We start from the raw sequence: 24,986 nt of genomic DNA, 5'->3' as shown, positions 1-24,986 counted from the left end.
GGCGGTGGGATGATCGAGGTCATGCAGCCCAACCGACCCGCTCGTACCGATCCCCGCGCCGCTGCCCAGCAGGCCCGGATGGCGGCGTCGCTGGCCGGTGCGGTCGACCTCGCCGCGGTCCAGGCGCGCAACGAGGCGGCGGCCCGCGCCGCGGCCGCCCCGCCGCCGAGCGCCGCGGCCCCCGCTGGTGCACCGGGCAGCGCCGTCGTCGACGTCACCGAGGCGACCTTCCAGTCCGAGGTGCTCGACCGCTCCTTCCAGGTGCCCGTCGTGCTCGACCTGTGGGCCGAGTGGTGCGGCCCGTGCAAGCAGCTCTCGCCGGTGCTCGAGCGGCTGGCCACCGAGGGCGCCGGCTCCTGGGTGCTGGCCAAGGTCGACGTCGACGCCAACCCGGCGCTGGCCCAGGGCCTGCGCGTGCAGGGCATCCCCGCGGTCAAGGCCGTCTGGCAGGGGCAGCTGGTCGCCGAGTTCACCGGCGCGATCCCCGAGGAGCAGGCCCGCCAGTTCGTCACCGAGCTCGTCGCCGCCACCTCCGGCGGTGCCGTGCCCGGGGCCGACGGCGAGGCCGGGGAGGCCGCCGAGGCGGAGGACCCCCGGCTGGACGAGGCGGAGGCCGCGCTGGACCGCGGTGACCTGGCCGCCGCCGAGGCCGCCTACCGCGGCATCCTGGACGCCGAGCCCGACCACCCGGTCGCCGGCCTGGCGCTGCGCCAGGTGCAGCTGTTCCGCCGCGCCGAGGAGGCCGGGCCCGACGCCCTCGCCGCTGCGCAGGCCGCGCCGGACGACGTCACCGCCCAGACCCGCGCCGCGGACTTCCTGCTCGGCACCGGCGACGTCGACGGTGCCTTCGCGCTCCTGCTCGACGTGGTGCGCCGCACCGCCGGCGAGGACCGGGACACCGCCCGCAAGCACCTGGTGGAGCTGTTCGACGTCGTCGGCGAGGACGACCCCCGGGTCGGCCCCGCCCGCCGCGCCCTGATGACCGCCCTGTTCTGAGAGGACCGTCCACCGACGGCCGGGTCCGTTGCGAGGCCCGGCCGTCGGAGGATCAGGCCCCGATGTCGCAGGCGGCGAGGCCTTCGAACACGCCGCTGCGGAACACGTCGACCAGCTGGAAGCCGGTGAGCCCGCTGTCGGCGAGGACCTCGGGGTCGTCGCTGTACTCCAGCAGGAACGACACGCTCTCGTCGGCGTCGCCGGGGGAGATGCTCAGCACCGTGCTCTGCCCGTTGAGCACCCCGGCGGTGAACGCGCCGACCAGGCAGACGGCGGAGCGGATGGCGTCCTCGTCGTCGGTCGACAGCCCGAGCTGGTCGCGGACGGCCAGCCCGTAGGGGATGCCGATCGCCGTCATGACCGCGTAGTCACCGCCGGCCTCGCTGGCGTACACCGGCTCGGTCAGGTCGGTCTGGTCGAAGGCGACCGTGCGGTCGTCGGGGCAGTACACGAGGTCGGTCTCGGGCTGCTCGCCACCGCACTCCGGGGCCTCGCCCTCGAACGGCTCCAGCGTCGGGGCCTGGAACTCCTCGCCGAGCTGGTCGAGCGCGGCCTGGAAGAACTCCGCGAACCCGTCCGGGGCGAACAGGTCGACCGTCTGCTCGTAGGGCGCGTTGCCGCCGGTGGCGATGTCGGCGTCGCTGAACTCGCCCTGGGTGTAGGGGCGGTCCTGGCCGAACTCGTCGCGGCACGCCGTCGGGCCGTCGTCGAAGCCCTGCTGGAAGGCCGACACGCGGTCGAAGTACGAGCCGTGCGCCTCGCCCTCGTTGAGCCCGGTGCCGACCGGGTCGCGGAGCAGCAGGTAGCCGCGCAGCACGTCGTCCAGCTCGGCCGGGCGGATGGTGTTGTGCGGGGCGTTGCCGTCGGCGACCCACCGGGTCCAGGTGCCGGCGAAGCAGTCCGCCTGGGTCTCGATGGCGATCGACGCCTGGAACGGGTAGCCGACCCGGCCCTGCACGGCGTGCCCGAACTCGTGGGCCATCACCAGCGCCGGGATGAACCGGCCGTAGCCCTCGCTGCTCCCGTCGCCGAAGGCCAGCTCGTCGAGGAAGGCCCGGTCGTACTGGATGGCGTCGCCGTTGGGGTAGTCGCCGCTGGCGCTGCAGTAGAAGGCGTTGTCCTCCACCGACTCCGGTGGCTCGCCGCAGCCGATCTGCCCGTTGGGGTACTGCGCGGGGTCGACGTCGGCCGGGTCGACGGAGTAGTAGCCGCCGGCCAGCGGGGTGAAGTCCTGGTCGAACGTCGGCGGGAACTGCTCGTCCCAGTAGGTGTTCAGGTCGGCGAGGGCGTTGCGGGCGATCCGGTCGACGTCGCCGTCGGACGCACCGGCGATCGGGAACTCCTCGGGCGTGACGTCGCCGGCGATGCCGGACGCCGGGCTCCCGTCGCCGTCGATGAGCGTGACCGCGCACCCGGTGAGCAGGGTGGAGCCGACGACGACGCCCACGGCGGCACGCAGCAGGGCCCGGCGGGGCGAGGCGGACATGGGCTCCCGATCGGTCGGGCCGCCGTTCCCGGCGGCAGGGTCTCCATCCTGCCGGACCCGGGGCGGACCGGCGACGGGTCCGGCCCGGGGCAGCGGAGCCCCGGCCGGGGAGGACGGCGAACGGGGCGGGGCCGGTGGGCCCCGCCCCGTTCGGCGGTCAGTGCTCGGTGGAGGTGTCGACCTCGGCGGGCTGGAGCCCGGAGCCCGGGCCCTCGGCGAGCCCGGAGGCCTCGGCCGCCGCGGTGTGCGCGGGGTCGCTGGGCTCCCCGTCGTCGGGCAGCTCGGGCTCGGGGCCCTCGTGCACGAACCACACGGTCGCCAGCGGCGGCGCGGTCAGCGTCGCCGACCACGGCTGGCCGTGCCAGCTCTCCGCGACGGCGTCGACGCCGCCCAGGTTGCCCACCCCCGAGCCGCCGTAGCCCTGGAAGTCGGTGTTGACCAGCTCACGCCACCGGCCGCCGCGGGGCAGCCCGATCCGGTAGTCGACGTGCGGCTGCCCGGAGAAGTTGGCGACGCACGCCAGCACCTGACCGCCCTTGCCGTAGCGCAGGAAGGTCAGCGTGTTCCCGCCGGCGTCGTTGGCGTCGATCCACTGGAAGCCGGCCGGGTCGACGTCCTGGCTCCACAGCGCCTCGGTGTCCTTGTAGACCGTGTTCAGGTCGCGGACCAGGTCCAGGACCCCGCGGTGCGCCGGGTCGTCGAGGTGCCACCAGTCCAGCGAGCGGCTCTCCGCCCACTCCGACAGCTGGCCGAACTCCGAGCCCATGAACAGCAGCTGCTTGCCCGGGTGCGCCCACATGTAGGCCAGGTAGGCGCGCAGGTTCGCCAGCTGCTGCCAGCGGTCACCGGGCATCTTCCGGATCAGCGAGCCCTTGCCGTAGACGACCTCGTCGTGGCTGATCGGCAGCACGTAGTTCTCGGAGAAGGCGTAGACCAGGGAGAACGTGAGCTGGCTGTGGTGGAAGCTGCGGTACACCGGCTGCTTGGCCATGTAGCCCAGCGAGTCGTGCATCCAGCCCATGTTCCACTTGAAGCCGAAGCCCAGCCCGCCCAGGTACGTGGGCCGGGTGACGCCCGGCCAGGCGGTCGACTCCTCGGCGATGGAGACCACGCCGGGCACCTCGCGGTAGAGCGTGGCGTTCATCTCCTGCAGGAACGCGACGGCCTCCAGGTTCTCCCGGCCGCCGTACTGGTTCGGCGTCCACTCCCCGTCGTTGCGGGAGTAGTCCAGGTAGAGCATCGAGGCGACCGCGTCGACCCGGATGCCGTCGACGTGGAACTCCTGGGCCCAGAACAGCGCGTTCGCGACCAGGAAGTTGCGCACCTCGGGGCGGCCGAAGTCGAACACGTAGGTGCCCCAGTCGGGCTGCTCGCCGCGGCGCGGGTCCGGGTGCTCGTACAGCGGGGTGCCGTCGAAGCGGGCCAGCGCCCACTCGTCCTTGGGGAAGTGCGCCGGCACCCAGTCGACGATGACGCCGATGCCGGCCTGGTGGGCGGTGTCGATGAGGTAGCGCAGGTCGTCGGGCGAGCCGAAGCGCGAGGTCGGGGCGTAGTAGGAGGTCACCTGGTAGCCCCACGAGCCGCCGAACGGGTGCTCGGCCAGCGGCATGAACTCCAGGTGGGTGAACCCGGCGTCCTTGACGTAGGCGACGAGCTCGTCAGCCATCTCGCGGTAGGACAGACCCTGCCGCCACGAGCCGGCGTGCACCTCGTAGACGCTCATCGGGCGCTCGTGCCAGCTGCCCTGGGCGCGGCCGGCGAGCCACTCGTCGTCGCCCCACTCGTGGGTGGAGGCGGTGACCACCGACGCGTTGGACGGCGGCACCTCGGTGGCGAACGCCAGCGGGTCGCTCTTCACCCGCCACTGACCGTCGGCGCCGAGCACGTGGAAGCGGTACCGGGTGCCCACCTGGGCGCCGGGCACGAAGATCTCCCAGACGCCGGAGGAGCCCAGCGACCGCATCGGGTAGGCGCGGGCCTCCCAGTAGTCGAAGTCGCCGGTGACCTTCACGCCGCGCGCGTTGGGCGCCCAGACGGCGAAGGAGACGCCGTCCACGCGGCCGCCCGGGGTGTCGTAGCCGCGCACGTGCGCGCCCAGCACGGTCCAGAGCTTCTCGTGCCGGCCCTCGCGGAGGAGGTGCTGGTCGAGCTGGCCGAGGGTGGGCAGCCAGCGGTAGGGGTCGTCGACCAGGTAGGTGTCGGTGCCGCCGGCACCGTCGGGGTAGACGACCTCGATCCGGTAGTCGCCGGGCTGCTGCGGGAGCCGGGCCTCGTACACCCCGCCGCGGAACACCTGCCGGGCCTCGTAGCGGGTGCCGTCCTGGTCGACGACGGCGACCGCGACGGCGTCGGGCCGCAGCGTGCGCACGGCCCAGCCCTCGGGCAGCCGGTGGGCGCCGAGCACGCCGTGCGGGTCGAAGGACCACCCGTCGACGACGGCGGCCAGCGCCTCGTGGTCGACCTCCTGGCCGGCCGGGGTGGCCTCGGCCGGCACCGAGGTGCTCACCGGGGTCTCGCCCTCGGGGAGCGCCTCGACGAGTTCGGTCGCGGCCGGCTCGGGAGCCTGCTCCGGTGCCGGCGGCAGGTCGGTGACCTCGCTGGTGACCAGGTCGGCGGTGGTGACCGCGGCACCGGTGGCCGCGCCGGAGACCTCGCCGGAGACCTCGCCGGGGGCGGTGTCCGCGGCCGGGCTGGTGTCCTCAGCCGGAGCGGTGTCCGCGGCCGGGGCGGCGTCCTCCGACGGCACGTCGACCGGCACCGTGTCGGGCGCCAGCTCGTCACCGGGGTTGGAGGCGGTCTCGGCGGGGGAGCTGCCGCCGGTGCCGGCGTGCTGGCCGTCGGCCGGGACCTGCGGGGTGTTCGGCTCGGCCGGGTCGGGGCTCGGCGGCTCGGGCTGCGGCGCCGAGGGGGCCGACGGGTTGCCGGGCTCGGCGATCGGCGCGGGCGCCACCACCGGGGTGGCGGTCACCTTCTTGGCCGCCTTGCGGGTGCGCTTGGCGGGGGGAGCCGGTGCCTCTGCCGTCGCGTCGGTGGCGGCCGGGGCTGCCTTCTTCGCGGCGGCCTTGCGGGTGCGCTTGGCCGGCGCCTCGGTGGCCGCCTCGACGACCGCGTCGCCCTGCGGCGGGGCGGCCTTCGCAGCCGCGGCCTTGCGGGTGCGCTTGGCCGGCGCGGGGGCGTCGGCCGTGGTCGCCGCCTCGCCCGGTGCTGCGGCGGCCTTCTTCGCCGGGGCCTTCCTGGCAGCTGCCTTGCGGGTCGCCTTCATGGGGGGCGCCGCGTCGCCGTCGGCCGCGGCCTGCACCGCGGCGGTCTTCTCCTCGACGCGGCGGGTGAGCTCGGCCTTGTCGGCCGGCTGCTCGGGGGTGTCGGTGCCCGGCGGCTGGGTGTCGTCGATCGTCATGGGGTCCCTCCAGGTACTTCGGTCGTCCGGGTCGGTCGGGCCGCGGTGCGGGGTGGGGGCACCGGGTCCTTCTTCAGTCGCCGGAGGTCAACCGGGACAACGAGCTCAGCGGGATCATCAGCCAGTGCGGGCGATTGCGCGCCTCGTAGACGCACTCGTACACCGCCTTGTCGGCCTCGAAGGCCCGCAGCAGCGCGGATTCGCTCGACAGTGTGACGCCTCCGGCGGCGGCCGAGTAGCCCTCGCAGAACGCCGTCCGGTTGCGCTCGGCCCACTCCTGCGCGCGGTAGGCGCGCTGCGGGTCGCCGGGCTGCTCGACGAGCATGTGCCGGGCGGCGTAGTCGAAGGACCGCAGCATCCCGGCGACGTCGCGCAGCGGGGTGTCCAGCTCGCGGCGCGCGGCCAGCGGCCGGGCCGGCTCACCCTCGAAGTCCAGCACGATCCAGCCGGTCGTGGTGCGCAGCACCTGGCCCAGGTGCAGGTCGCCGTGCACCCGCTGGCGGACCACCGGCTCGTCGGTGCCGGCCACCGCGGCGTAGAGCGCCCGCAGGGCGTCGGCGTGCTCGGCCAGGTCGGGGACGACGGCGAGCGCCGCCTCCAGCCGCTCGGTCATCTGCCCGGCCAGCGCGGCGTACCAGTCGCGGTCGGCGGTCTCGGTGGGCAGCACCTGGGCGAGGTCGGCGTGCACCGAGGCGGTGGCCTCGCCCAGCCGCTCGCTCTCCCCGGCGAAGTCGCCGCCCACCTCGTCGGCGTGCAGGTCGGCCTCGGCGTAGAGGTCGCGCACGCTGGAGGTGGCCAGCCGCCAGCCGTCGCTGGCGTTGGGCACGAAGGTCTGCAGCATCGCGACGGTGGCCGGCTCGCCGCCGGCCGGGTCGTCGATCTCGATGTGCCCGAGCAGCGGCGCGATGTGCTTGTTCTCGGTGCGCCGCAGCGCGTCGTGGATCTCGACGTCCGGGTTCAGCCCGGGCTCGAGCCGGCGGAAGAGCTTCATGATCGCGGTCTCGCCGTAGACCAGCGAGGTGTTGCTCTGCTCGGTCGAGATGACGTCGCCGGGCAGCCCCTCGGGGATGTAGGCGACCCCGGCCGGGTGGAAGTGCATCGGGCCGACGGTGGAGGCGGCGACCAGGTGGGTGAGCCACGGGACGGTCGCGTCCCGGTCGCGCATCGCGTCGTAGGCGTAGTTCTCACCGTGGGTGCCGGGCACCGCGCCGACGAACGCCGAGGAGAGCTCCTCGGCCGGGGCGTTCCGCCAGGACAGCGGCACCAGGTAGGTCTCGGTCGCGCCGTCGGCGTAGCTGACCCGGACCCGGTGCACCGACAGCGCGGGGTCGGACTGGTCCAGGAAGAAGCCCTCCTCGGCCACCCCGGCCCACTCGCGGCCCTTCCCGCCGAACCACCGCTGACCGGGCATCCAGTCGGCGAGCATGTCGGTCAAGGCAGTCATCAGGCTTCTCCGTGGGTCTGGGTCGGGGTGCCGGTCGTCGGGGCCTCGGCGCCGAGGCCTCCGCTGCCGGCGGGGGCGTCGGTCGCCCCGACCACGCCGGCGTCGAGCAGGGACTGCGCCACGCTGCTGCTGACCGTCGTCTCCCAGCCCTCGTCCTCGTCGGCCGCCGGGGCGGCCGGCTTGGAGAGCTCGAACCAGTAGAAGCCGTGCCCGCCGAGGGTGAGCATGTAGGGGAGGACGCCGATCTGCGGGAACTGCACCCGGCCGGTCAGCTCGACCGGCGTGTAGCCCTCGAAGCGGCGCAGGTCCAGCTCCACCGGCTGCGGGAACCGGGACAGGTTGTTCACGCAGAGCACGACGTCGTCGCCGAACTCGCGCACGAACGACAGCACCGTCGGGTTCCGCGACCCGATCTCGGTGAAGCTGCCGACACCGAAGGTCGGGTGCTGCTTGCGGACCGCGATCATCGTGCGGATCCAGTGCAGCATCGAGTTGGAGTTGCGCAGCTGCGCCTCGACGTTGGTCACCTGGAACCCGTAGACCGGGTCGGCGATCAGCGGCAGGTGCATGCGCTGCGGGTCGGCCGTGGAGAACCCGCCGTTGCGGTCCGGCGTCCACTGCATCGGGGTGCGGACGCCGTCCCGGTCACCGAGCCAGATGTTGTCGCCCATGCCGATCTCGTCGCCGTAGTACATGACCGGCGAGCCCGGCAGCGACAGCAGCAGCGCGGTGAACAGCTCGAGGGTGTCGATGTCGTTGTCCAGCAGCGGGGCCAGCCGCCGGCGGATGCCGATGTTGGCCTTCATCCGGGGGTCCTTGGCGTACTCCCCCCACATGTAGTCCCGCTCCTCGTCGGTGACCATCTCCAGGGTCAGCTCGTCGTGGTTGCGGAGGAAGACGCCCCACTGGCAGTTCTCCGGGATGGCCGGCGTCTGGGCCATGATCTCCGAGATCGGGAAGCGCTGCTCCCGCCGCACGGCCATGAACAGGCGCGGCATCACGGGGAAGTGGAAGGCCATCTGGCACTCGTCGCCGTCCTCGCCGAAGTACTCGACGACGTCGGCCGGCCACTGGTTCGCCTCGCACAGCAGCACCCGGTCCGGGTACTCGGCGTCGACGACCTTGCGGACCTTCTTGAGGAACTCGTGGGTGCGGGGGAGGTTCTCGCAGTTGGTCCCCTCCTCCTCGAACAGGTACGGGACGGCGTCGAGCCGGAAGCCGTCGATGCCGAGGTCCAGCCAGAAGCGCAGGGCGTCGATGATCGCCTCCTGCACCTTCGGGTTCTCGAAGTTCAGGTCGGGCTGGTGGCTGAAGAACCGGTGCCAGAAGTACTGCTTGCGCACCGGGTCGAAGGTCCAGTTCGAGCTCTCGGTGTCGACGAAGATGATCCGCGCGTCGGCGTAGCCGGTGTCGTCGTCGGCCCACACGTAGAAGTCGCCGTAGGGGCCGTCGGGGTCGCTGCGGCTGGCCTGGAACCAGGGGTGCTGGTCCGAGGTGTGGTTCATGACGAAGTCGATGATCATCCGCATGCCCCGCGCGTGGCTCTCGGCGATCAGCTCCTTGAAGTCCTCGATGTCGCCGAACTCCGGCAGCACCGCGGTGTAGTCGCTGACGTCGTAGCCGCCGTCGCGCAGCGGCGAGGCGAAGAACGGCGGCAGCCAGAGGCAGTCGACGCCCAGCCACTGCAGGTAGTCGAGCTTCCCGATCATGCCGCGCAGGTCGCCGATGCCGTCGGCGTTGCTGTCGGCGAAGCCGCGGACGAGCACCTCGTAGAAGACGGCGCGCTTGAACCACTCGGGGTCGCTGCCCGGAGGGGGCAGCGTCGACTGCTCGCCCGCGCCGGCGGTCGACTGGGCGGGGACGGGGAGGGTCATGGGGAAGGGTCCTCGCTCACTGGGCTTGGGTGGTGTGTCCCGCGGCCTGCCTGCAGGGCCCCGCCGCGAGCGTGCGAGTGGTGGGGGGCAGGCAGGCCCTTCGTCTACGCGGCCGGCGGGATCGGGGTGTGCCGGCTGCGGTGCACGGTGAACACGTGGGCCGGCTCCCGGTAGGGGTCCAGCTCGACGTAGTTCTGCTGGCCCCAGTCGTAGCGGGCGCCGGTGATCTCGTCGGTGACGGCGAACCGGTCCGACCAGTCCAGCCCGAGGGCCGGCATGTCCAGCGCCGTCGTCCCGATCTGGGTGTAGCTGCTGTTCAGCGAGACCACCACGAGCACGGCGTCGTCCGAGGCCGGGTCGGTCTTGGAGAAGACGAGCAGGTTGGGGTTGTCGACCGCGTGGAACCGCAGCGTGCGCAGCTGCTGCAGCGCCGGGTGCGCCCGGCGGACCTCGTTGAGCCGGCGCAGGTACGGCGCCAGCGTGCGGCCCGAGGCATCGGCGGCAGCCCAGTCGCGCGGCCGCAGCTGGAACTTCTCGGTGTCCAGGTACTCCTCGCTGCCCGGCCGCAGGCCCACGTGCTCGAAAAGCTCGTAGCCGGAGTAGACGCCCCAGGTGGGGCTCATCATCGAGGCGAGCACCGCGCGGATCTTGAACATCGGCGGGCCGCCGACCTGCAGCGACTCGTGCAGGATGTCCGGGGTGTTCACGAAGAAGTTGGGCCGCATGTAGTGCGAGGCGGCGACCAGCTCGCGGCCGTACTCCTCCAGCTCCCACTTCTCCGTGCGCCAGGTGAAGTAGGTGTAGCTCTGGGTGAAGCCGACCCGGGCGAGCTGGTGCATCATCGCCGGCCGGGTGAACGCCTCGGCCAGGAAGAGCACGTCCGGCTCGGTCTTCTTGACCTCCCAGATCAGCCAGTGCCAGAAGTTCAGCGGCTTGGTGTGCGGGTTGTCGACCCGGAAGATGCGCACCCCGGCGGCGGTCCAGTGCCGCACGACCCGCAGCACCTCGGCGTAGAGGCCCTCGGGGTCGTTGTCGAAGTTGATCGGGTAGATGTCCTGGTACTTCTTCGGCGGGTTCTCCGCGTAGGCGATCGTGCCGTCGGGCTTGGTGGTGAACCACTCCGGGTGCTCGCGGACCCACGGGTGGTCCGGGGTCGCCTGCAGCGCGAGGTCGAGGGCGACCTCCATGCCGAGCTCGCGGGTGCGGTCGACGAAGGCGCGGAAGTCCTCCAGCGTGCCCAGCTGCGGGTGGACGGCGTCGTGCCCGCCCTCCTCGCTGCCGATCGCCCACGGTGAGCCGACGTCGTCGGGGTGGGCCACCAGGGTGTTGTTCTTGCCCTTGCGGTTGGTGTGGCCGATCGGGTGGATCGGCGGCAGGTAGACGACGTCGAAGCCCATCCCGGCGATCGCGGGGAGCCGCTCGGCGGCCTGCGCGAAGGTGCCGTGGGTGGGCGTGCCACCGACGACCGGCCCCTCCGAGCGGGGGAAGAACTCGTACCAGGAGCCGTACAGCGCGCGCGGCCGGTCGACCCACAGCTCCACCTCCGGCGAGCCGGTGACCAGGCGGCGCACCGGGTGCGCGGTGAGCACCTGCTGCAGCGCGGGGGACAGCGCCGGGGCGATCCGGGCGGTGAGCTCGCGGTCGGTGTCGCGCAGCGCGGCGGCCGCGGCGGTGAGCGCCTCGCGGTGCTCCTCGGGCGCGGAGCCGGCGACCTCCTCCAGCAGCCGGGCGCCGGACTCCAGGTCGTTGGCCAGCTCCTCGGGGCCCTGGCCGGCCTCCACCTTGACCTCCACGTCGTGGTGCCAGGTGCCCAGCGGGTCGTCCCAGGCCTCGACGCGGTAGGTCCACAGGCCCTCGCGGTCGGGGACCACGGTCGCGGCCCAGCGGTCGGGCTCCGGCCCGAACTTGGCCATCCGCACCAGCTGCGGGGTGGCGGCCTCGCCACCGGGCCCGGCGGGCGGGGTGAGCACGACGTCGGCGTTGACGGCGTCGTGGCCCTCGCGGAAGACGGTGGCGGTGATCGGCAGGTGCTCGCCGACCACGGCGCGGGTCGAGAACGACCCGCACGACACGACGGGGGCGACATCGGAGATGCCGAGGCGGAGGTCAGGGCGGCCAGTCATCGCGGCAACGCTATCCAGATCGCCAGCTGCGCACACGTCGGCGGGGGAAGCGCTCAACCGGGAGGGGGAGTGGCGGCTGGGGCGGGAGGGACCCGGCGTGGGTCCACAGGAGCCCTCCGCCGGCCCTGGACGTGAGCGCGGTCACGGATAGGGTCCGGGAGGTGCGAGCCCTCCGCAGACTCACCGTCCGAGCGTCCCTCCCCGAGGCCCTGCGGCCGCTGTCGCAGCTGGTCACCAACCTGCGCTGGTCGTGGCACCCGGAGACCCGTGACCTCTTCGAGGCGCTGGACCCCGAGCTGTGGGACAGCTGCGGCGGCGACCCGGTGACGGTGCTGGGGGAGGTGTCCGCCGAGCGGCTGGCCATGCTGGCCGACGACCCGGCCTTCCTGCAGCGGCTCCAGGCGGTCGCCGACGACCTGAACACCTACCTCGACGCCCCGCACTGGTACCAGTCGCTGGGGGAGGAGGCGCCGGCCACGATCGCCTACTTCTCCGCCGAGTTCGGCATCACCGAGGTGCTCCCGCAGTACTCGGGCGGGCTGGGCATCCTGGCCGGCGACCACCTCAAGGCCGCCTCCGACCTCGGCGTCCCGCTGGTGGGGGTCGGGCTGCTCTACCGCGCGGGCTACTTCTCCCAGAGCCTGTCGCCCGACGGCTGGCAGCTCGAGCACTACCCGGCGCTCGACCCGCACGGCCTGCCGCTGAAGCTGCTGCGCGACGCCGACCGCAACGCCGTGGTGATCACCGTCCCGCTGCCCGAGGGCCGCACCCTCTCCGCGCACGTCTACCGCGCCCAGGTCGGCCGGGTGCAGCTGCTGCTGCTCGACAGCGACATCGAGGAGAACGCCCCCGCCGAGCGGCTGGTCACCGACCGGCTCTACGGCGGCGGCGAGGACCACCGGCTCCGCCAGGAGATGCTGCTGGGCATCGGCGGCGTGCGGGCGCTGCGGGCGTACTGCTCGCTCACCGGCACCCCGCAGCCGGAGGTCTTCCACGCCAACGAGGGGCACGCCGGGTTCCAGGGCGTGGAGCGGATCCGCGAGCTCACCGAGTCGCACGGGCTGTCCTTCGCCGAGGCGCTGCAGGCGGTGCGCGGTGGCACGGTGTTCACCACCCACACGCCGGTGCCGGCCGGCATCGACCGGTTCCCCCGGGCCCTCATCGAGCGCTACTTCGCCGGGTTCGGCGTCCCGGTCGACCAGCTGCTGCCGCTGGGCGCCGAGGAGGACCCGAGCAAGTTCAACATGGCGCACATGGGCCTGCGGCTGGGGCAGCGGGCCAACGGCGTGAGCCAGCTGCACGGCCACGTCAGCCGCGACATGTTCGGCGCCCTGTGGCCGGGCTTCGACCCCGACGACGTCCCGATCGGCTCGATCACCAACGGTGTGCACGCCCCGACCTGGACGGCGCGCGAGCTGGTCGAGCTGGGCACCCAGACCACCAGCCAGGGCGACCCGGCCACCGTGCAGGGCGACGTCCACTTCGACGGCGTCGACCGGATCGACGCCGGCGAGCTGTGGCGCACCCGCCGGCTGCTGCGCGGCCGGCTGGTCGAGGAGGTCCGGCGCCGGGTGCGGGCCACGGCGCTGTCCCGCGGCGCGGCCGAGGCCGAGCTGGGCTGGACCGAGAGCGCGTTCGACCCCGACGTCCTCACCATCGGGTTCGCCCGGCGGGTGCCGTCCTACAAGCGGCTGACGCTGATGCTCCGCGACCCCGACCGGCTCAGGGCGCTGCTGCTGGACGACGAGCGGCCGATCCAGCTGGTCATCGCCGGCAAGAGCCACCCGGCCGACGACGGCGGCAAGCAGCTGATCCAGCAGATGGTGAAGTTTGCCGACGACCCGGCGATCCGGCACCGCATCGCGTTCCTGCCCAACTACGACATCGGCATGGCGCGCTACCTGTACTGGGGCTGCGACGTGTGGCTGAACAACCCGCTGCGGCCGCTGGAGGCGTGCGGCACGTCGGGGATGAAGTCCGCGCTCAACGGCGGGCTGAACCTCTCCATCCGCGACGGCTGGTGGGACGAGTGGTTCGACGGCCAGAACGGCTGGGCGATCCCGACCGCCGACGGCGTGGCCGACCCCGACCGGCGGGACGAGGTCGAGGCCCAGGCGATCTACGAGCTGCTGGACCGCCAGGTGCTGCCGCGCTTCTACGAGGTCGACCACGACGGCATACCCACCCGCTGGGTGGAGATGGTCCGGGACACCCTGCGCGAGACCGGCCCCAAGGTGCTCGCCACCCGGATGGTGCGCGACTACGTGGAGCAGCTCTACGTCCCCGCGGCCGGCTCGGCCCGCACCATGGCCGCCGGCGGGTACGAGGCGGCGTGCCACGAGGCGACCTGGCGCGCGCACCTGCTCGACCACTGGCACGGGGTGCGGGTGGCGCACGTCGAGGCGACCGGGGTGGGCGAGACCCCGGAGATCGGTGGCGGCATCGACCTGCGGGCGGAGGTGGAACTGCCCGGGCTGTCGCCGGCCGACGTCCTCGTCGAGGCCGCCTTCGGCCGGGTGGACGACGCCGACGGGCTGCACCAGGTGACCACCGTGCCGATGCAGCACGACGGCACCGAGGGCTCCCGCCACTGGTTCACCGCCACCGTGCCGCTGACCCGCACCGGGGCCTTCGGCTACACCGTCCGGGTGCTGCCGCACTCGGCGAACGCGGCAGTGCCGGCCGAGCTGGGGGTCGTCGTCAACGCCTGATGGAGGAGCCGTCCAGCCCTCTGGGACGGATGAGGCGAGTGTGCCGGCCGGTGACGCTCCGCGCACGGACGACGCCCGTCGGTCGCGGAACGGCTGCGTCGGGTGTGACGGCTGGTACAGGTCGTGCGCAACAGGCTGATGTCGTGGCGTGCCACGCCGTCCGCAGGGCACCGGATGTGCCTGCACGTCATTAGGCTGGCCGTCATGCCCGACCGCTGTGAGGTGCTCCCCGGAGACTCTGTCGTCGCCCGACGTGGCGGCGGCCTGCTGTGGGTCGACGCCCCCGGGTCGCCGGCGCTGGTGGCGGCCCTGCACGCCTGCCTGGGCGTCACCGGCCCCGGCGCCGACCGCGTGCTGGCCGCTGTCGCCGGCTCGGTGACCCGGCTCGCCGACGGCCCGGCGTCCTTCGCGCTGGTGCTCGCCGACACCGCGGGGGGCACCGGAGCCGGTGTCGCGCTGTGGTCCGGCAAGGGCCAGCCCGCCGTCGACGGCGTCCCGGTGTCCGGCTCGGCGGTCGACGGCTGCACGCTCGCCTCCGGCTTCTCCCTCGGCCAGACCCTCTACGTCGGCCCCGGCCAGCCCGCTGCCGCGATGCCGCCGGGCGTCGCCCTCGACCTCGTCGAGGGCACCGTGCCCGGCTCGGGCGCGCTGCTCCAGCTGGCTGCCGCGGCCGCCTCCCCGTCCGTCGCCGTCCCGCCGGCCACCTCGCTGCCCAGCGGTGAGTCCTTCACCGCCGGTTCCGACGCGGGCTTCGGCAACTCCGGGCGGATCTCCGACCAGCCGGTCGGCCAGGGTGGCGAGCAGACCGCGTTCTGGCGGCCCGAGCCGCCGGCCGCGCCGGTGCTGCGCTTCGACGACGGCATGGTCGTCACCGTCGACGAGGACCTGGTGCTCGGCCGCCGTCCCGACGGCCACGACCTGGTGACCAGCGGCAACGCGCGCCCGGTCCCGATCGCCGACACCCAGAACGTGCTGTCGTCGGCCCACGCCGCGATCCAGCGCGCCGGCCGGGAGGTCTCGCTGACCGACCTCGGCTCGCTCAACGGCACCCACGTCGCCGGCCCGGAGGCCACCGAGTGGACCCAGCTCGAGCCGGGTGTCCCGCACCCGCTCGCCGACGGCGACCGCCTGCTGCTGGGCTGGACCGTCATCACCTTCGAGCAGACGCCCGAGTAACGAGAAGGACCCCCTCTCCCCCCACCCCTCGCGAGCTCGGGGTGGGTCCCTGAGAGGGGGCCGTTCCAGCACGTCACCTGAGCGACCCCCGTGCCGACGGCACGGGGGTCGCGTCGTCTCAGTCGGCGTGCGGGACGGGGACCGGGGTGCGCAGCACGCGCATCGCCCAGACCGACCGGCCGGGCAGCTGCACCGCGCCCGGCGGGAGGGCGGTGGGCTGCGGCGGAGCGCCGGTCGGGTACTCGGTGGCCAGCACCAGCTCGTAGCCGTCACCCCAGGGGGCGCCCGGCAGGACGACGTCCACCGCGTCCGGGCCGGCGTGCAGCCAGACCAGCCACGAGTCGCCGGCGACCGGCCGGCCGCGCTCGTCGCGGTGCCTCAGTCCCCGCCCGTCGAGGTACATGCCGATCGTCTGCAGGTCGGTGTCGAACCAGTCGCGGTTGGTCAGCTGCTCGCCGTCCGGGGCGAACCAGGCCAGGTCCTTGGTCCGGCCGGACCCGGGCACCTCGGTGCCGGGGATCTCGGTGCCCTCGAAGAACGCCTCCTGGCGCAGCGCGGGGGAGCTGCGGCGCAGCGCCACCGCCCGCGAGACGAAGGTCCACAGGTCGGCGTCGATCGCGGCCCAGTCCAGCCAGGAGACCTCGTTGTCCTGGCAGTAGGCGTTGTTGTTGCCGCCCTGGGTGCGGCCCAGCTCGTCGCCGGCGGTGAGCATCGGGACGCCGGTGGACAGCAGCAGCGTGGCCAGGTGGTTGCGCACCTGGCGGGCGCGCAGCTCCTGCACCGCGGGGTCGTCGGTCGGGCCCTCGACCCCGCTGTTCCAGTTCCGGTTGTGGCTCTCGCCGTCCCGGTTCTCCTCGCCGTTGGCCTCGTTGCGCTTGCGCTCGTAGGCGACCAGGTCGGCCATGGTGAAGCCGTCGTGGGCGGTGACGAAGTTGACCGAGGCGAACGGGCGGCGGCCGTCGGAGCGGTAGAGGTCCGAGGAGCCGGTCAGCCGGTAGGCGAGGTCCCGGACGCCGACCTTGGCGCCGGACCACACGTCGCGCACGGTGTCGCGGTACTTGCCGTTCCACTCCGTCCACGGCGGCGGGAAGTTGCCGACCTGGTAGCCGCCCTCGCCGACGTCCCAGGGCTCGGCGATCAGCTTCACCGTGCTGACCACCGGGTCCTGGTGCACCACGTCGAAGAACGCCGACAGCCGGTCGACGTCGTGGAAGGAGCGGGCCAGGGCGGAGGCGAGGTCGAAGCGGAACCCGTCGACGTGCATCTCGGTGACCCAGTACCGCAGCGAGTCCATCAGCAGCGCGAGCACCGGCGGGCGGCGGACGTCGAGGGTGTTCCCGCAGCCGGTGTAGTCGGTGTACCGGGAGCGGTCGCCGCCGCCGAGCCGGTAGTAGCCGCCGTTGTCGATGCCCTTGAACGACAGCGTGGGCCCGGTGTGGTCGCCCTCGGCCGTGTGGTTGTAGACGACGTCGAGGATCACCTCGATGCCCGCGGCGTGCAGCGCCTTGACCATCGCCTTGAACTCGGTGACCTGCCCGCCGCGCGACCCGGCCGAGCTGTAGGCGGCGTGCGGGGCGAAGTAGCCCAGCGTGTTGTAGCCCCAGTAGTTGGTCAGGTCGCGGCGGAGCAGGTGTGGCTCGCTCACGAAGTGGTGCACCGGCAGCAGCTCGACGGCGGTCACGCCGAGGGAGATCAGGTGCTCGACGAACGCCGGGTGGGCCAGCCCGGCGTAGGTGCCACGCAGCGCCGGCGGGACGTCGGGGTGGCGCATCGTCGCGCCCTTGACGTGCACCTCGTAGATGACGGTGTCCGACCAGGGGGTGCGCAGCAGCTCGTCGCCGCCCCACGGGAACGAGTCGTGGATGACCACCCCGCGCGGCACGAACGGCGCCGAGTCGGCCGGGTCGGGGGAGCTCGGGTCGCGGGGGTCCCAGCCGAACAGCGCCTCGTCGAGCACCAGCTCGCCGTCGACCGCGCGGGCGTAGGGGTCCAGCAGCAGCTTCGCCGGGTTGTACCGGGCGCCCGAGGCCGGGTCGTAGGGGCCGTGCACCCGGTAGCCGTAGCGCTCGCCGGGGCCGACGCCGGGCAGCCGGCCGTGCCACACCTGGTGCGTCGTCTCCTGCAGCCGCTCCCGGTGCTCGGTGCCGTCGGCGTCGAACAGGCACAGGTCGACGGCCGACGCGCCGGCCGACCAGAGCGCGAAGTTGGTGCCGGTGCCGTCCCAGTGCGCGCCCAGCGGCGCCGCGTGCCCGGGCCACACCTCGACCGGCCGGCTGCTCCTCGATGACTCCACCCGGGCATCGTGCCCGACCGGCGGCGCGCCGTCCTGCAGCCCGCCGCCCGTGACGCCCGGCGGGTTGGTTGGATGGGCGGCGTGTGGACAGAGCCGGTCGTCGAGATCCGCGGTGTGGACGTCGTCCGGGGCGAGGCGCACCTGCTGCGCGGCGTCGACTGGACGGTCCGGCCCGACGAGCGGTGGGTGCTGCTCGGTCCCAACGGCGCGGGCAAGACGACGCTGCTGCAGCTGGCGTCGGCGCAGATGCACCCCACCCGGGGCGAGGTCCGGATCCTGGGGGAGACCCTCGGCGCGGTCGACGTGTTCGAGCTGCGCCCGCGGATCGGGCTGACCAGCGCCGCGCTCGCCCAGCGGATCAACCCCAGCGAGCGGGTCGGCGACATCGTGGTCAGCGCCGGGTACGCCGTCGTCGGCCGGTGGCGGGAGCGCTACGACGTCCACGACCTCACCCGCGCGGCGGTGCTCATGCAGCAGTGGGGCGTGGCCCGGATGGCCCACCGCCCGTTCGGCACGCTGTCGGAGGGCGAGCGCAAGCGCACCCAGATCGCCCGCGCGCTGATGACCGACCCGGAGCTGCTGCTGCTCGACGAGCCCGGCGCCGGGCTGGACCTCGGCGGCCGCGAGGACCTGGTCACCCGGCTGTCCGACCTGGCCCGCGACCGCTACGCCCCGGCCCAGGTGCTGGTCACCCACCACGTCGAGGAGATCCCCCCGGCCTACACCCACGCGCTGCTGCTGCGCGGCGGTGAGGTGGTGGCCGCGGGGCCGGCCGACGAGGTGCTGACCGCACCGCTGCTCTCCGACGCCTTCGGCGTCCCGCTGGAGGTCCAGCGCGAGCGCGGCCGGTTCAGCGCCCGGCGCGCCGCCTAAGGTCAGCAGCCGGACACCGACGTCCCACCCGAGTTCACGGAGGCCCGGCATGGCAGCGCCCGAGTTCGTCACCCTGCAGGTCGAGGACGGGGTCGGCACGATCCGGCTGGACCGCCCGAAGATGAACGCGATCGACGAGCAGCTGCACCGCGAGGTGCGGGCCGCCGCCCTGCAGGCCACCGAGGACGCCGCGGTGCGCGCCGTCGTGCTGTACGGCGGTGAGCGGGTGTTCGCCGCCGGCGCCGACATCAAGGCGATGTCCCAGCTGACCGGGGCGAGCATGGTCGCCTGGGGCCGCGAGCTCACCGCGTCGTTCACCGCGGTCGCCCGCATCCCCAAGCCGGTCATCGCCGCGGTCACCGGCTACGCGCTGGGCGGCGGGTACGAGCTGGCGCTGTGCGCGGACTTCCGGGTGCTGGGCACCAACGCCCGGATCGGCCAGCCGGAGATCCAGCTCGGCGTCATCCCCGGCGCCGGCGGCACCCAGCGGCTGGCCCGGCTGGTCGGCCCCGCGAAGGCCAAGGACCTGGTCTTCACCGGCCGGCACGTGGCCGCGGAGGAGGCGCTGGAGATGGGGCTCGCCGACGCCGTCGTCCCGGACGACGAGGTGTACCCGACCGCCGTCGCGATGGCCCGCAAGTTCGCCGCCGGCCCGCCGCTGGCGCTGGCCGCGGCCAAGCGGGCGATCGACGAGGGCCTGGACGGGCCGCTGGCCGCCGGGCTGGAGCTGGAGAGCCGGCTGTTCGCCGAGCTGTTCGACACCGAGGACCAGAAGACCGGGATGGCCTCGTTCCTGGAGAGCGGCCCGGGCAAGGCGACCTTCTCCGGTCGCTGAGGGCTGCCGTGGCCCACGGGTGGCGCGGGCGGTGGGGGATCATGCCCCGGTGATCGCCGCCCCCTCCGACATCGACCGTTCCGACCTCGCCGGCCGGGCGTGGCTCGAGCGCGCGGTCGCGCTGGTCGAGGCCGACGCCCACCGCTCCGCCGACACCCACCTGCTCGTGCACCCGCTGCCCGCCGAGTGGGGCATCGACCTCTACCTCAAGGACGAGTCGACCCACCCGACCGGCAGCCTCAAGCACCGGCTGGCCCGCTCGCTGTTCCTCTACGCGCTGTGCTCGGGCCAGCTGCACGAGGGCAGCACCGTGGTCGAGGCCTCCAGCGGGTCGACCGCGGTGAGTGAGGCCTACTTCGCCCGGATGCTCGGGCTGCCGTTCGTGGCGGTGATGCCGGCCACGACCAGCGCGGAGAAGGTCGCGCTGATCGAGTTCCACGGCGGGCGCTGCCACCTGGTCGCCGATGCCGGCAGCGTCTACGACGAGGCCCGGCGGATCGCCGCCGAGACCGGCGGGCACTACCTGGACCAGTTCACCAACGCCGAGCGGGCCACCGACTGGCGCGGCAACAACAACATCGCCGAGTCGGTGTTCGACCAGCTGGCCCGCGAGCGGCACCCGGTGCCGGAGTGGGTCGTCGTCGGCGCCGGCACCGGCGGCACCAGCGCGACCATCGGCCGGTACCTGCGCTACCGCCGGCTGCCCACCCGGCTGGCGGTCGTCGACCCGGAGGGCTCGGCGTTCTTCCCCGGCTGGCGTGACGCGGACCCGGCGACCACCGGCCGCGGCTCCCGGATCGAGGGCATCGGCCGGCCCCGGGTCGAGCCGTCGTTCGTGCCGACGATCGTCGATCGGATGGTGTGCGTGCCCGACGCCGCCTCGCTCGCGGCGATGCGGCACCTGGAGCGGGTGACCGGGCGGCGGGCCGGCGGCTCGACCGGCACCAACCTGTGGGGTGCCTTCGCCCTCATCGCGGAGATGCTCGCCGCCGGGCGCACCGGCAGCGTGGTGACCCTCCTGTGCGACGGCGGCGAGCGCTACGCCTGCACGTACTACGACGACGGGTGGGTGGCCGCGCAGGGGCTCGACCTGGCCCCGCACACCGCCACGCTCGAGCACTTCACCCGCACCGGCGAGTGGCCGGCAGCCGGGTGACGGGGGTCACCGGGACCCGCCCTGCCCACCGGGTGTTACCCGGAAGTAACCTCGATGATCGGCAGCGAGGCGGGCGCCGCCCGTGCCACGAGACGACACGGAGGTTGGTCTGACGATGAACATCGTCGTTCTGGTCAAGCAGGTCCCCGACTCCGGCAGCGAGCGGAAGCTGGACCCGTCGGACAACACCGTCGCGCGGGCCACCGCCGACAACGTGATCAACGAGATGGACGAGTACGCCATCGAGGAGGCGCTCACCGTCAAGGAGGCGCAGGGCGGCGAGGTCACGGTGCTGACCGTCGGCCCCGACTCCGCCACCGACGCCATCCGCAAGGCCCTGTCGATGGGCGCGGACAAGGCCGTGCACGTCTCCGACCCGGCCATCCACGGCTCGTGCGCCGTGCAGACCTCGGCGGTGATCGCCGCGGCGCTGTCGCAGCTGGAGTACGACCTGGTGCTGTGCGGCGCCGAGGCCACCGACGCGCAGCTGTCGGTGATGCCGGCGCTGGTGGCCGAGCGGCTGGGCATCCCGCAGCTGTCCGGTGCGCGCAAGCTCACCGTCGAGGGCGGGGTCGCGAAGGTCGAGCGGCAGACCGACGGCGGCTACTGGCAGCTCGAGGCGCCGCTGCCGGCGATCGTCTCCACCTGGGACACGATCAACGAGCCGCGCTACCCCTCCTTCAAGGGGATCATGGCCGCCAAGAAGAAGCCGGTGCAGACCCTGACGCTGGCCGACCTGGGCATCGACCCGGCGACCGTGGGCCTGGCCACCGCCACCAGCAAGGTCGTCGACTTCGCCGGCCGCCCGCCCAAGGGCGAGGGCGTCAAGGTGCCCGACGAGGGCGACGGCGCCGAGAAGCTCGTCGGCTACCTCGCCGCCCAGAAGATCGTCTGACCGGCCGAAGCGAAGAGGAGACAGAGCAGTCATGGCAGAGGTCCTGGTCCTGGTCGAGCTCAACCCCGCCGCGGGTGGGCCGCGCAAGACGACGCTGGAGGCGCTGACCGCCGCCCGCGCCCTCGGTGAGCCCGCCGCCGTCGTCATCGGCGCGCCCGGCACCGCGGCGTCGCTGAAGGACGCGCTCGCCGAGTACGGCGCGACGAAGGTCTACGTGGCCGAGTCGCCCGAGGTCGACGAGTACCTGGTCGCGCCGAAGGCGGAGGTCCTGGCGCAGCTGGTCGCCGAGAAGCAGCCGGCCGCGGTCGTCATCCCGTCGTCGCCCGAGGGCAAGGAGATCGCCGGCCGGCTGGCCATCAAGACCGGCAGCGGCTTCCTCACCGACGTCACCGAGATCGCCCCCGACGGCACCGCCACCCAGGTGGCGTTCGCCGGCGCGACCATCGTGCACTCGCAGGTCACCGTCGGGACGCCGATCTACACGCTCCGCGGCAACTCGGTCACCCCCGAGCCGGCCCCGGCCGCCGCGACCGAGGAGACGGTGCAGGTCACCGTCTCCGACGCCGCCAAGGCCACCCGCGTGGTCGACCGCGTGGTCGAGCAGAAGAGCAACCGGCCCGAGCTGACCGAGGCCTCGATCGTCGTCTCCGGCGGTCGCGGCGTGGCCAGCGCGGAGAACTTCTCGATCATCGAGGGGCTCGCCGACTCCCTCGGCGCCGCCGTCGGCGCCTCGCGCGCCGCCGTCGACTCCGGCTTCTACCCGCACTCCTTCCAGGTCGGCCAGACCGGCAAGACGGTGTCCCCGCAGCTCTACATCGCGGTGGGCATCTCCGGGGCGATCCAGCACCGGGCCGGCATGCAGACCTCGAAGACGATCGTGGCGATCAACAAGGACCCGGAGGCGCCGATCTTCGAGCTCGCCGACTTCGGTGTGGTGGGCGACCTGAACACCGTCGTCCCGGCCGCGACCGAGCAGATCACCGCCCGCAAGTGAAGGACCTCGCTCTCCTCACCCCTCGCAGGCTCGGGGTGAGCCTCTGAGCGAGGCCGTGGAGACGGTTGCGGCGAGCGCCGGTCCCCGTGGGGGCCGGCGCTCGTCGCGTCACGGGGGAAGGGACGGCGCGGGGTGCGGGTTGCGGCCGGTGTGGACGACGGAGCACCGGGGCTGCTGGACGCCCGCCACCGGCTGACCACGGTCGGCCTGCTCCTGCTGGTCACCCTGGTGGCCTTCGAGTCGATGGCGGTGTCGACGGCGATGCCCACCGCGGTCACCGAGCTCGACGGGCTGGCCTGGTTCGGGTGGCCGTTCACCGCCTTCCTGGTCGCCCAGGTCGTCGGGATGGTGGTCGGCGGTGACGTCGGTGACCGGCAGGGTGCCCGCGCCGGTCTGCTGTGGGGCGTGGCGGTGTTCGCCGCTGGCCTGCTCGCCTGCGGGGTGGCGGCCGACATGGCGCTGTTCGTCGTCGGCCGCGCGGTGCAGGGCTTCGGCGGCGGGCTGATCTCGGTCGCGCTGTACGTCGTCATCGGGCAGGCCTACGAGGCGGGGCTGCGGCCCCGGTTGTTCGGCGCGACGGCGGCCGCCTGGGTGCTGCCCGCCCTGGTCGGCCCCCTGGTGGCCGGCGCGCTGACCACGTCGGTGGGGTGGCGCTGGGTGTTCACCGGGCTGCTGCCGCTGGTCCTGGCCGGGCTGGCCCTGGTGCTGCCCACGCTGCGCGGTCTCGCCGTCCCCGCCGACCCGCCGCCGGCGCGGGTGGCCCGGCGCTGGTGGGCGGCGCTCGCCGGCCTCGGGGTGGGCGCCCTGCAGGTCGCCGGCCAGCGGCTGGACCCCGTCGGCGCGGTGGTCGCCGTCGCGGGGCTGCTGGCGCTGGTGGCCGGGCTCCGCCCGCTGCTGCCGGCCGGCACGGTCCGGGCCCGGCGGGGGCTGGCCACCGTCGTCGCCGCCCGCGGCCTGCTGGCGGGCTCGTTCTTCGGCATGGACGCCCTGCTGCCGCTCACCCTGGGCGCGGTGCACGGCTACAGCCCGACGGCGGCCGGCATCCCGCTGACCACCGGCGCGGTGGGCTGGGCGGCCGCCTCCCAGCTGCAGGGCCGGCACCCGGGTGCCTCGCGCGTGCGGCTGCTCCGGCTGGGCTTCCTGCTGCTGGCGGTCGGGCTGGCCGGCACCGCGGTGACCGCCGTGCCCGGCGTCGGCGGTTGGCCGGCCTACCTGACATGGGCGCTGGCCGGACTGGGCATGGGACTGGGCATGCCGAGCGTGGGGGTGCTGCTGCTGGCGCAGTCGCCCGAGCACCGCCGGGGCGCGGACTCCGCAGCGCTCAACATCGCCGACGTCACCGCCTCGGCGCTGTGCATCGGGCTCAGCGGCGTGCTGGTGGCCGCGGCGACCGCCGGGCTGCTGCCGCTGCGCGGCGTGGTGCTGGCGGTGGCGGGCGTCTTCACCGCGCTCGCCGTCACCGGGGCGCTGGTCGCGTCCCGGGCGGCGGCACCGGTCGGGGCGCCGGGCCCCGCAGCCGACGCGACTACCCTGGCGGGGCCATGACCTACCTGGACCACGCCGCGACGACGCCGATGCTGCCGTCGGCCCTGGCGGCGATGACCGAGCAGCTGGCCCGGGTGGGCAACGCCTCCTCGCTGCACGCGAGCGGCCGGGAGGCCCGCCGGGTGGCCGAGCAGTCCCGCGAGCGGCTGGCCGCCGCCCTGGGCGCGCGGCCCTCGGAGGTGCTGTTCACCGGCGGCGGCACCGAGGGCGACAACCTGGCGGTCAAGGGCCTGTACTGGGCCCGGCGGGCCGCCGACCAGGGGCGCCGGCGGATCGTGGCCAGCCCGGCCGAGCACCACGCGGTGCTCGACAGCGTCGAGTGGCTGGAGAAGCACGACGGCGCCGAGGTCACCTGGCTGCACGTCGAGCCCAGCGGCCGGATAACCCCCGCGGCGCTCGCCGACGCCCTCGGCGACGGCCGCGACGTCGCGGTGGCCAGCGTCATGTGGGCCAACAACGAGATCGGTGCGGTCAGCGACCTGGCCGCGCTCGCGGCGGTCGCCCACGAGGTCGGGGTGCCGCTGCACACCGACGCCGTCCAGGCCATCGGCCAACTGCCGGTCGACTTCGCCGCGAGCGGCGTCGACGCGCTGACGATGACCGGGCACAAGCTCGGCGGCCCGATGGGCGCCGGCGCGCTGCTGCTGCGCCGCGACGCCGAGTGCACCCCGCTGCTGCACGGGGGTGGCCAGGAGCGCGACGTCCGCTCGGGCACGCTGGACGTCGCCGCGATCGTCGGGCTCGCCGCCGCCACCCGGAGCGCCGTCGACGACCGCGTCGAGCGGGCCGCGCGGGTCAGCGCGCTGCGCGACCGGCTGGTGGCCGGTGTGGTGGCGCAGGTGCCCGACGCCCAGCTCAACGGCCCCGCCCTGGACGACGTCGTCGCCGGCGGCCCGGGGCGACTGCCCGGCAACGCCCACCTGTCCTTCCCCGGCGCCGAGGGCGACGCGCTGCTGATGCTGCTCGACGCCCGCGGCATCGAGTGCTCCACCGGCTCGGCCTGCAGCGCCGGCGTGGCGCGGCCCAGCCACGTGCTGCTCGCCGCCGGCGCCGACCCGGCCCGGGCGCGCAGCTCGCTGCGGTTCAGCCTCGGCCACACCTCCACCGGCGCCGACGTCGACGCCGTCCTGGAGGTCATCGCCCCGGTCGTCGAGCGCGCCCGCCGCGCCGGCATGGGCGGGCACTGAC

At 73.9% G+C, this 24,986-nt stretch carries 16 protein-coding genes; 10 read left to right on the top strand and 6 right to left on the bottom strand.

Annotation, left to right across the window (positions count from 1 at the left end; translation table 11 throughout):
• Nucleotides 1-21: 21 nt before the first annotated feature.
• On the top strand, nucleotides 22-996 hold the full coding sequence (locus FHX36_RS21335; RefSeq protein ID WP_183514344.1) for a tetratricopeptide repeat protein: 975 nt from the start codon (nucleotides 22-24) through the stop codon (nucleotides 994-996).
• A 52-nt stretch (nucleotides 997-1,048) separates the two neighbouring features.
• Here the strand turns inward: FHX36_RS21335 and FHX36_RS21330 are convergent, their stop codons facing one another.
• The 5 genes from FHX36_RS21330 to FHX36_RS21310 form a co-directional block, all read right to left on the bottom strand.
• Nucleotides 1,049-2,482: a neutral zinc metallopeptidase gene (locus FHX36_RS21330; protein WP_110553930.1), complete on the bottom strand. Its 1,434-nt coding sequence runs from the start codon at nucleotides 2,480-2,482 to the stop codon at nucleotides 1,049-1,051.
• A gap of 157 nt (nucleotides 2,483-2,639) precedes the next feature.
• Entirely contained in the window at nucleotides 2,640-5,879 is a 3,240-nt protein-coding gene (glgB, locus tag FHX36_RS21325; RefSeq protein WP_183514342.1) for a 1,4-alpha-glucan branching protein GlgB, read from the bottom strand.
• 73 nt (nucleotides 5,880-5,952) lie between these two features.
• On the bottom strand, nucleotides 5,953-7,323 hold the full coding sequence (locus FHX36_RS21320; protein WP_110551819.1) for a maltokinase N-terminal cap-like domain-containing protein: 1,371 nt from the start codon (nucleotides 7,321-7,323) through the stop codon (nucleotides 5,953-5,955).
• Nucleotides 7,323-9,197, bottom strand: a complete 1,875-nt coding sequence (gene treS / locus FHX36_RS21315) for a maltose alpha-D-glucosyltransferase (RefSeq protein ID WP_110551820.1) — start codon at nucleotides 9,195-9,197, stop codon at nucleotides 7,323-7,325. The genes FHX36_RS21320 and treS overlap by 1 nt, the downstream gene beginning before the upstream one ends.
• 104 nt (nucleotides 9,198-9,301) lie before the next feature.
• On the bottom strand, nucleotides 9,302-11,320 hold the full coding sequence (locus FHX36_RS21310) for an alpha-1,4-glucan--maltose-1-phosphate maltosyltransferase (protein ID WP_110551821.1): 2,019 nt from the start codon (nucleotides 11,318-11,320) through the stop codon (nucleotides 9,302-9,304).
• Nucleotides 11,321-11,481: 161 nt separating this feature from the next.
• Between FHX36_RS21310 and glgP the strand changes: the two genes are divergently transcribed.
• Both glgP and FHX36_RS21300 read left to right on the top strand, forming a co-directional pair.
• A complete protein-coding gene (gene glgP, locus FHX36_RS21305; RefSeq protein WP_110551822.1) occupies nucleotides 11,482-14,031 on the top strand; it encodes an alpha-glucan family phosphorylase in 2,550 nt (849 codons plus the stop codon).
• A 204-nt stretch (nucleotides 14,032-14,235) separates the two neighbouring features.
• Nucleotides 14,236-15,207 carry an FHA domain-containing protein gene (locus tag FHX36_RS21300; protein ID WP_110551823.1) on the top strand — a complete coding sequence of 324 codons (972 nt, stop codon included), beginning with the start codon at nucleotides 14,236-14,238 and terminating at the stop codon, nucleotides 15,205-15,207.
• Between the two features lie 118 nt (nucleotides 15,208-15,325).
• Here FHX36_RS21300 and glgX read toward each other — a convergent pair whose 3' ends face one another.
• On the bottom strand, nucleotides 15,326-17,500 hold the full coding sequence (gene glgX / locus FHX36_RS21295) for a glycogen debranching protein GlgX (protein ID WP_110551824.1): 2,175 nt from the start codon (nucleotides 17,498-17,500) through the stop codon (nucleotides 15,326-15,328).
• Nucleotides 17,501-17,509: 9 nt separating this feature from the next.
• Here glgX and FHX36_RS21290 point away from each other — a divergent pair, with 9 nt between their 5' ends.
• The 7 genes from FHX36_RS21290 to FHX36_RS21260 all read left to right on the top strand — a co-directional run bounded on the left by FHX36_RS21290 (nucleotide 17,510) and on the right by FHX36_RS21260 (nucleotide 24,985).
• Nucleotides 17,510-18,373, top strand: a complete 864-nt coding sequence (locus tag FHX36_RS21290) for an ABC transporter ATP-binding protein (protein WP_258372665.1) — start codon at nucleotides 17,510-17,512, stop codon at nucleotides 18,371-18,373.
• A 49-nt stretch (nucleotides 18,374-18,422) separates the two neighbouring features.
• A complete protein-coding gene (locus FHX36_RS21285) occupies nucleotides 18,423-19,208 on the top strand; it encodes an enoyl-CoA hydratase/isomerase family protein (RefSeq protein WP_110551825.1) in 786 nt (261 codons plus the stop codon).
• 49 nt (nucleotides 19,209-19,257) lie between these two features.
• Nucleotides 19,258-20,364, top strand: coding sequence for an L-cysteine desulfhydrase Cds1 (gene cds1 / locus FHX36_RS21280; RefSeq protein ID WP_309147303.1), 1,107 nt, complete (start codon nucleotides 19,258-19,260; stop codon nucleotides 20,362-20,364).
• 115 nt (nucleotides 20,365-20,479) lie between these two features.
• Complete coding sequence (locus tag FHX36_RS21275) at nucleotides 20,480-21,259, top strand: electron transfer flavoprotein subunit beta/FixA family protein (protein WP_110551826.1); 780 nt, start codon at nucleotides 20,480-20,482, stop codon at nucleotides 21,257-21,259.
• Between the two features lie 31 nt (nucleotides 21,260-21,290).
• Nucleotides 21,291-22,253 (top strand): electron transfer flavoprotein subunit alpha/FixB family protein, encoded by a 963-nt coding sequence (locus FHX36_RS21270; RefSeq protein ID WP_110551827.1) that lies wholly within the window; start codon nucleotides 21,291-21,293, stop codon nucleotides 22,251-22,253.
• Nucleotides 22,254-22,403: 150 nt separating this feature from the next.
• Entirely contained in the window at nucleotides 22,404-23,798 is a 1,395-nt protein-coding gene (locus FHX36_RS21265) for an MFS transporter (RefSeq protein ID WP_343056696.1), read from the top strand.
• Nucleotides 23,795-24,985 carry a cysteine desulfurase family protein gene (locus FHX36_RS21260; RefSeq protein WP_183514338.1) on the top strand — a complete coding sequence of 397 codons (1,191 nt, stop codon included), beginning with the start codon at nucleotides 23,795-23,797 and terminating at the stop codon, nucleotides 24,983-24,985. Before FHX36_RS21265 ends, FHX36_RS21260 begins: the two co-directional genes overlap by 4 nt.
• Nucleotide 24,986: the final 1 nt, after the last annotated feature.

The sequence above is a fragment of the Modestobacter versicolor genome (assembly GCF_014195485.1).
Lineage (GTDB): Bacteria > Actinomycetota > Actinomycetes > Mycobacteriales > Geodermatophilaceae > Modestobacter > Modestobacter versicolor.
Note: the sequence above shows the minus strand (reverse complement) of the source record. Positions and strands in the feature narration are given on the sequence as shown.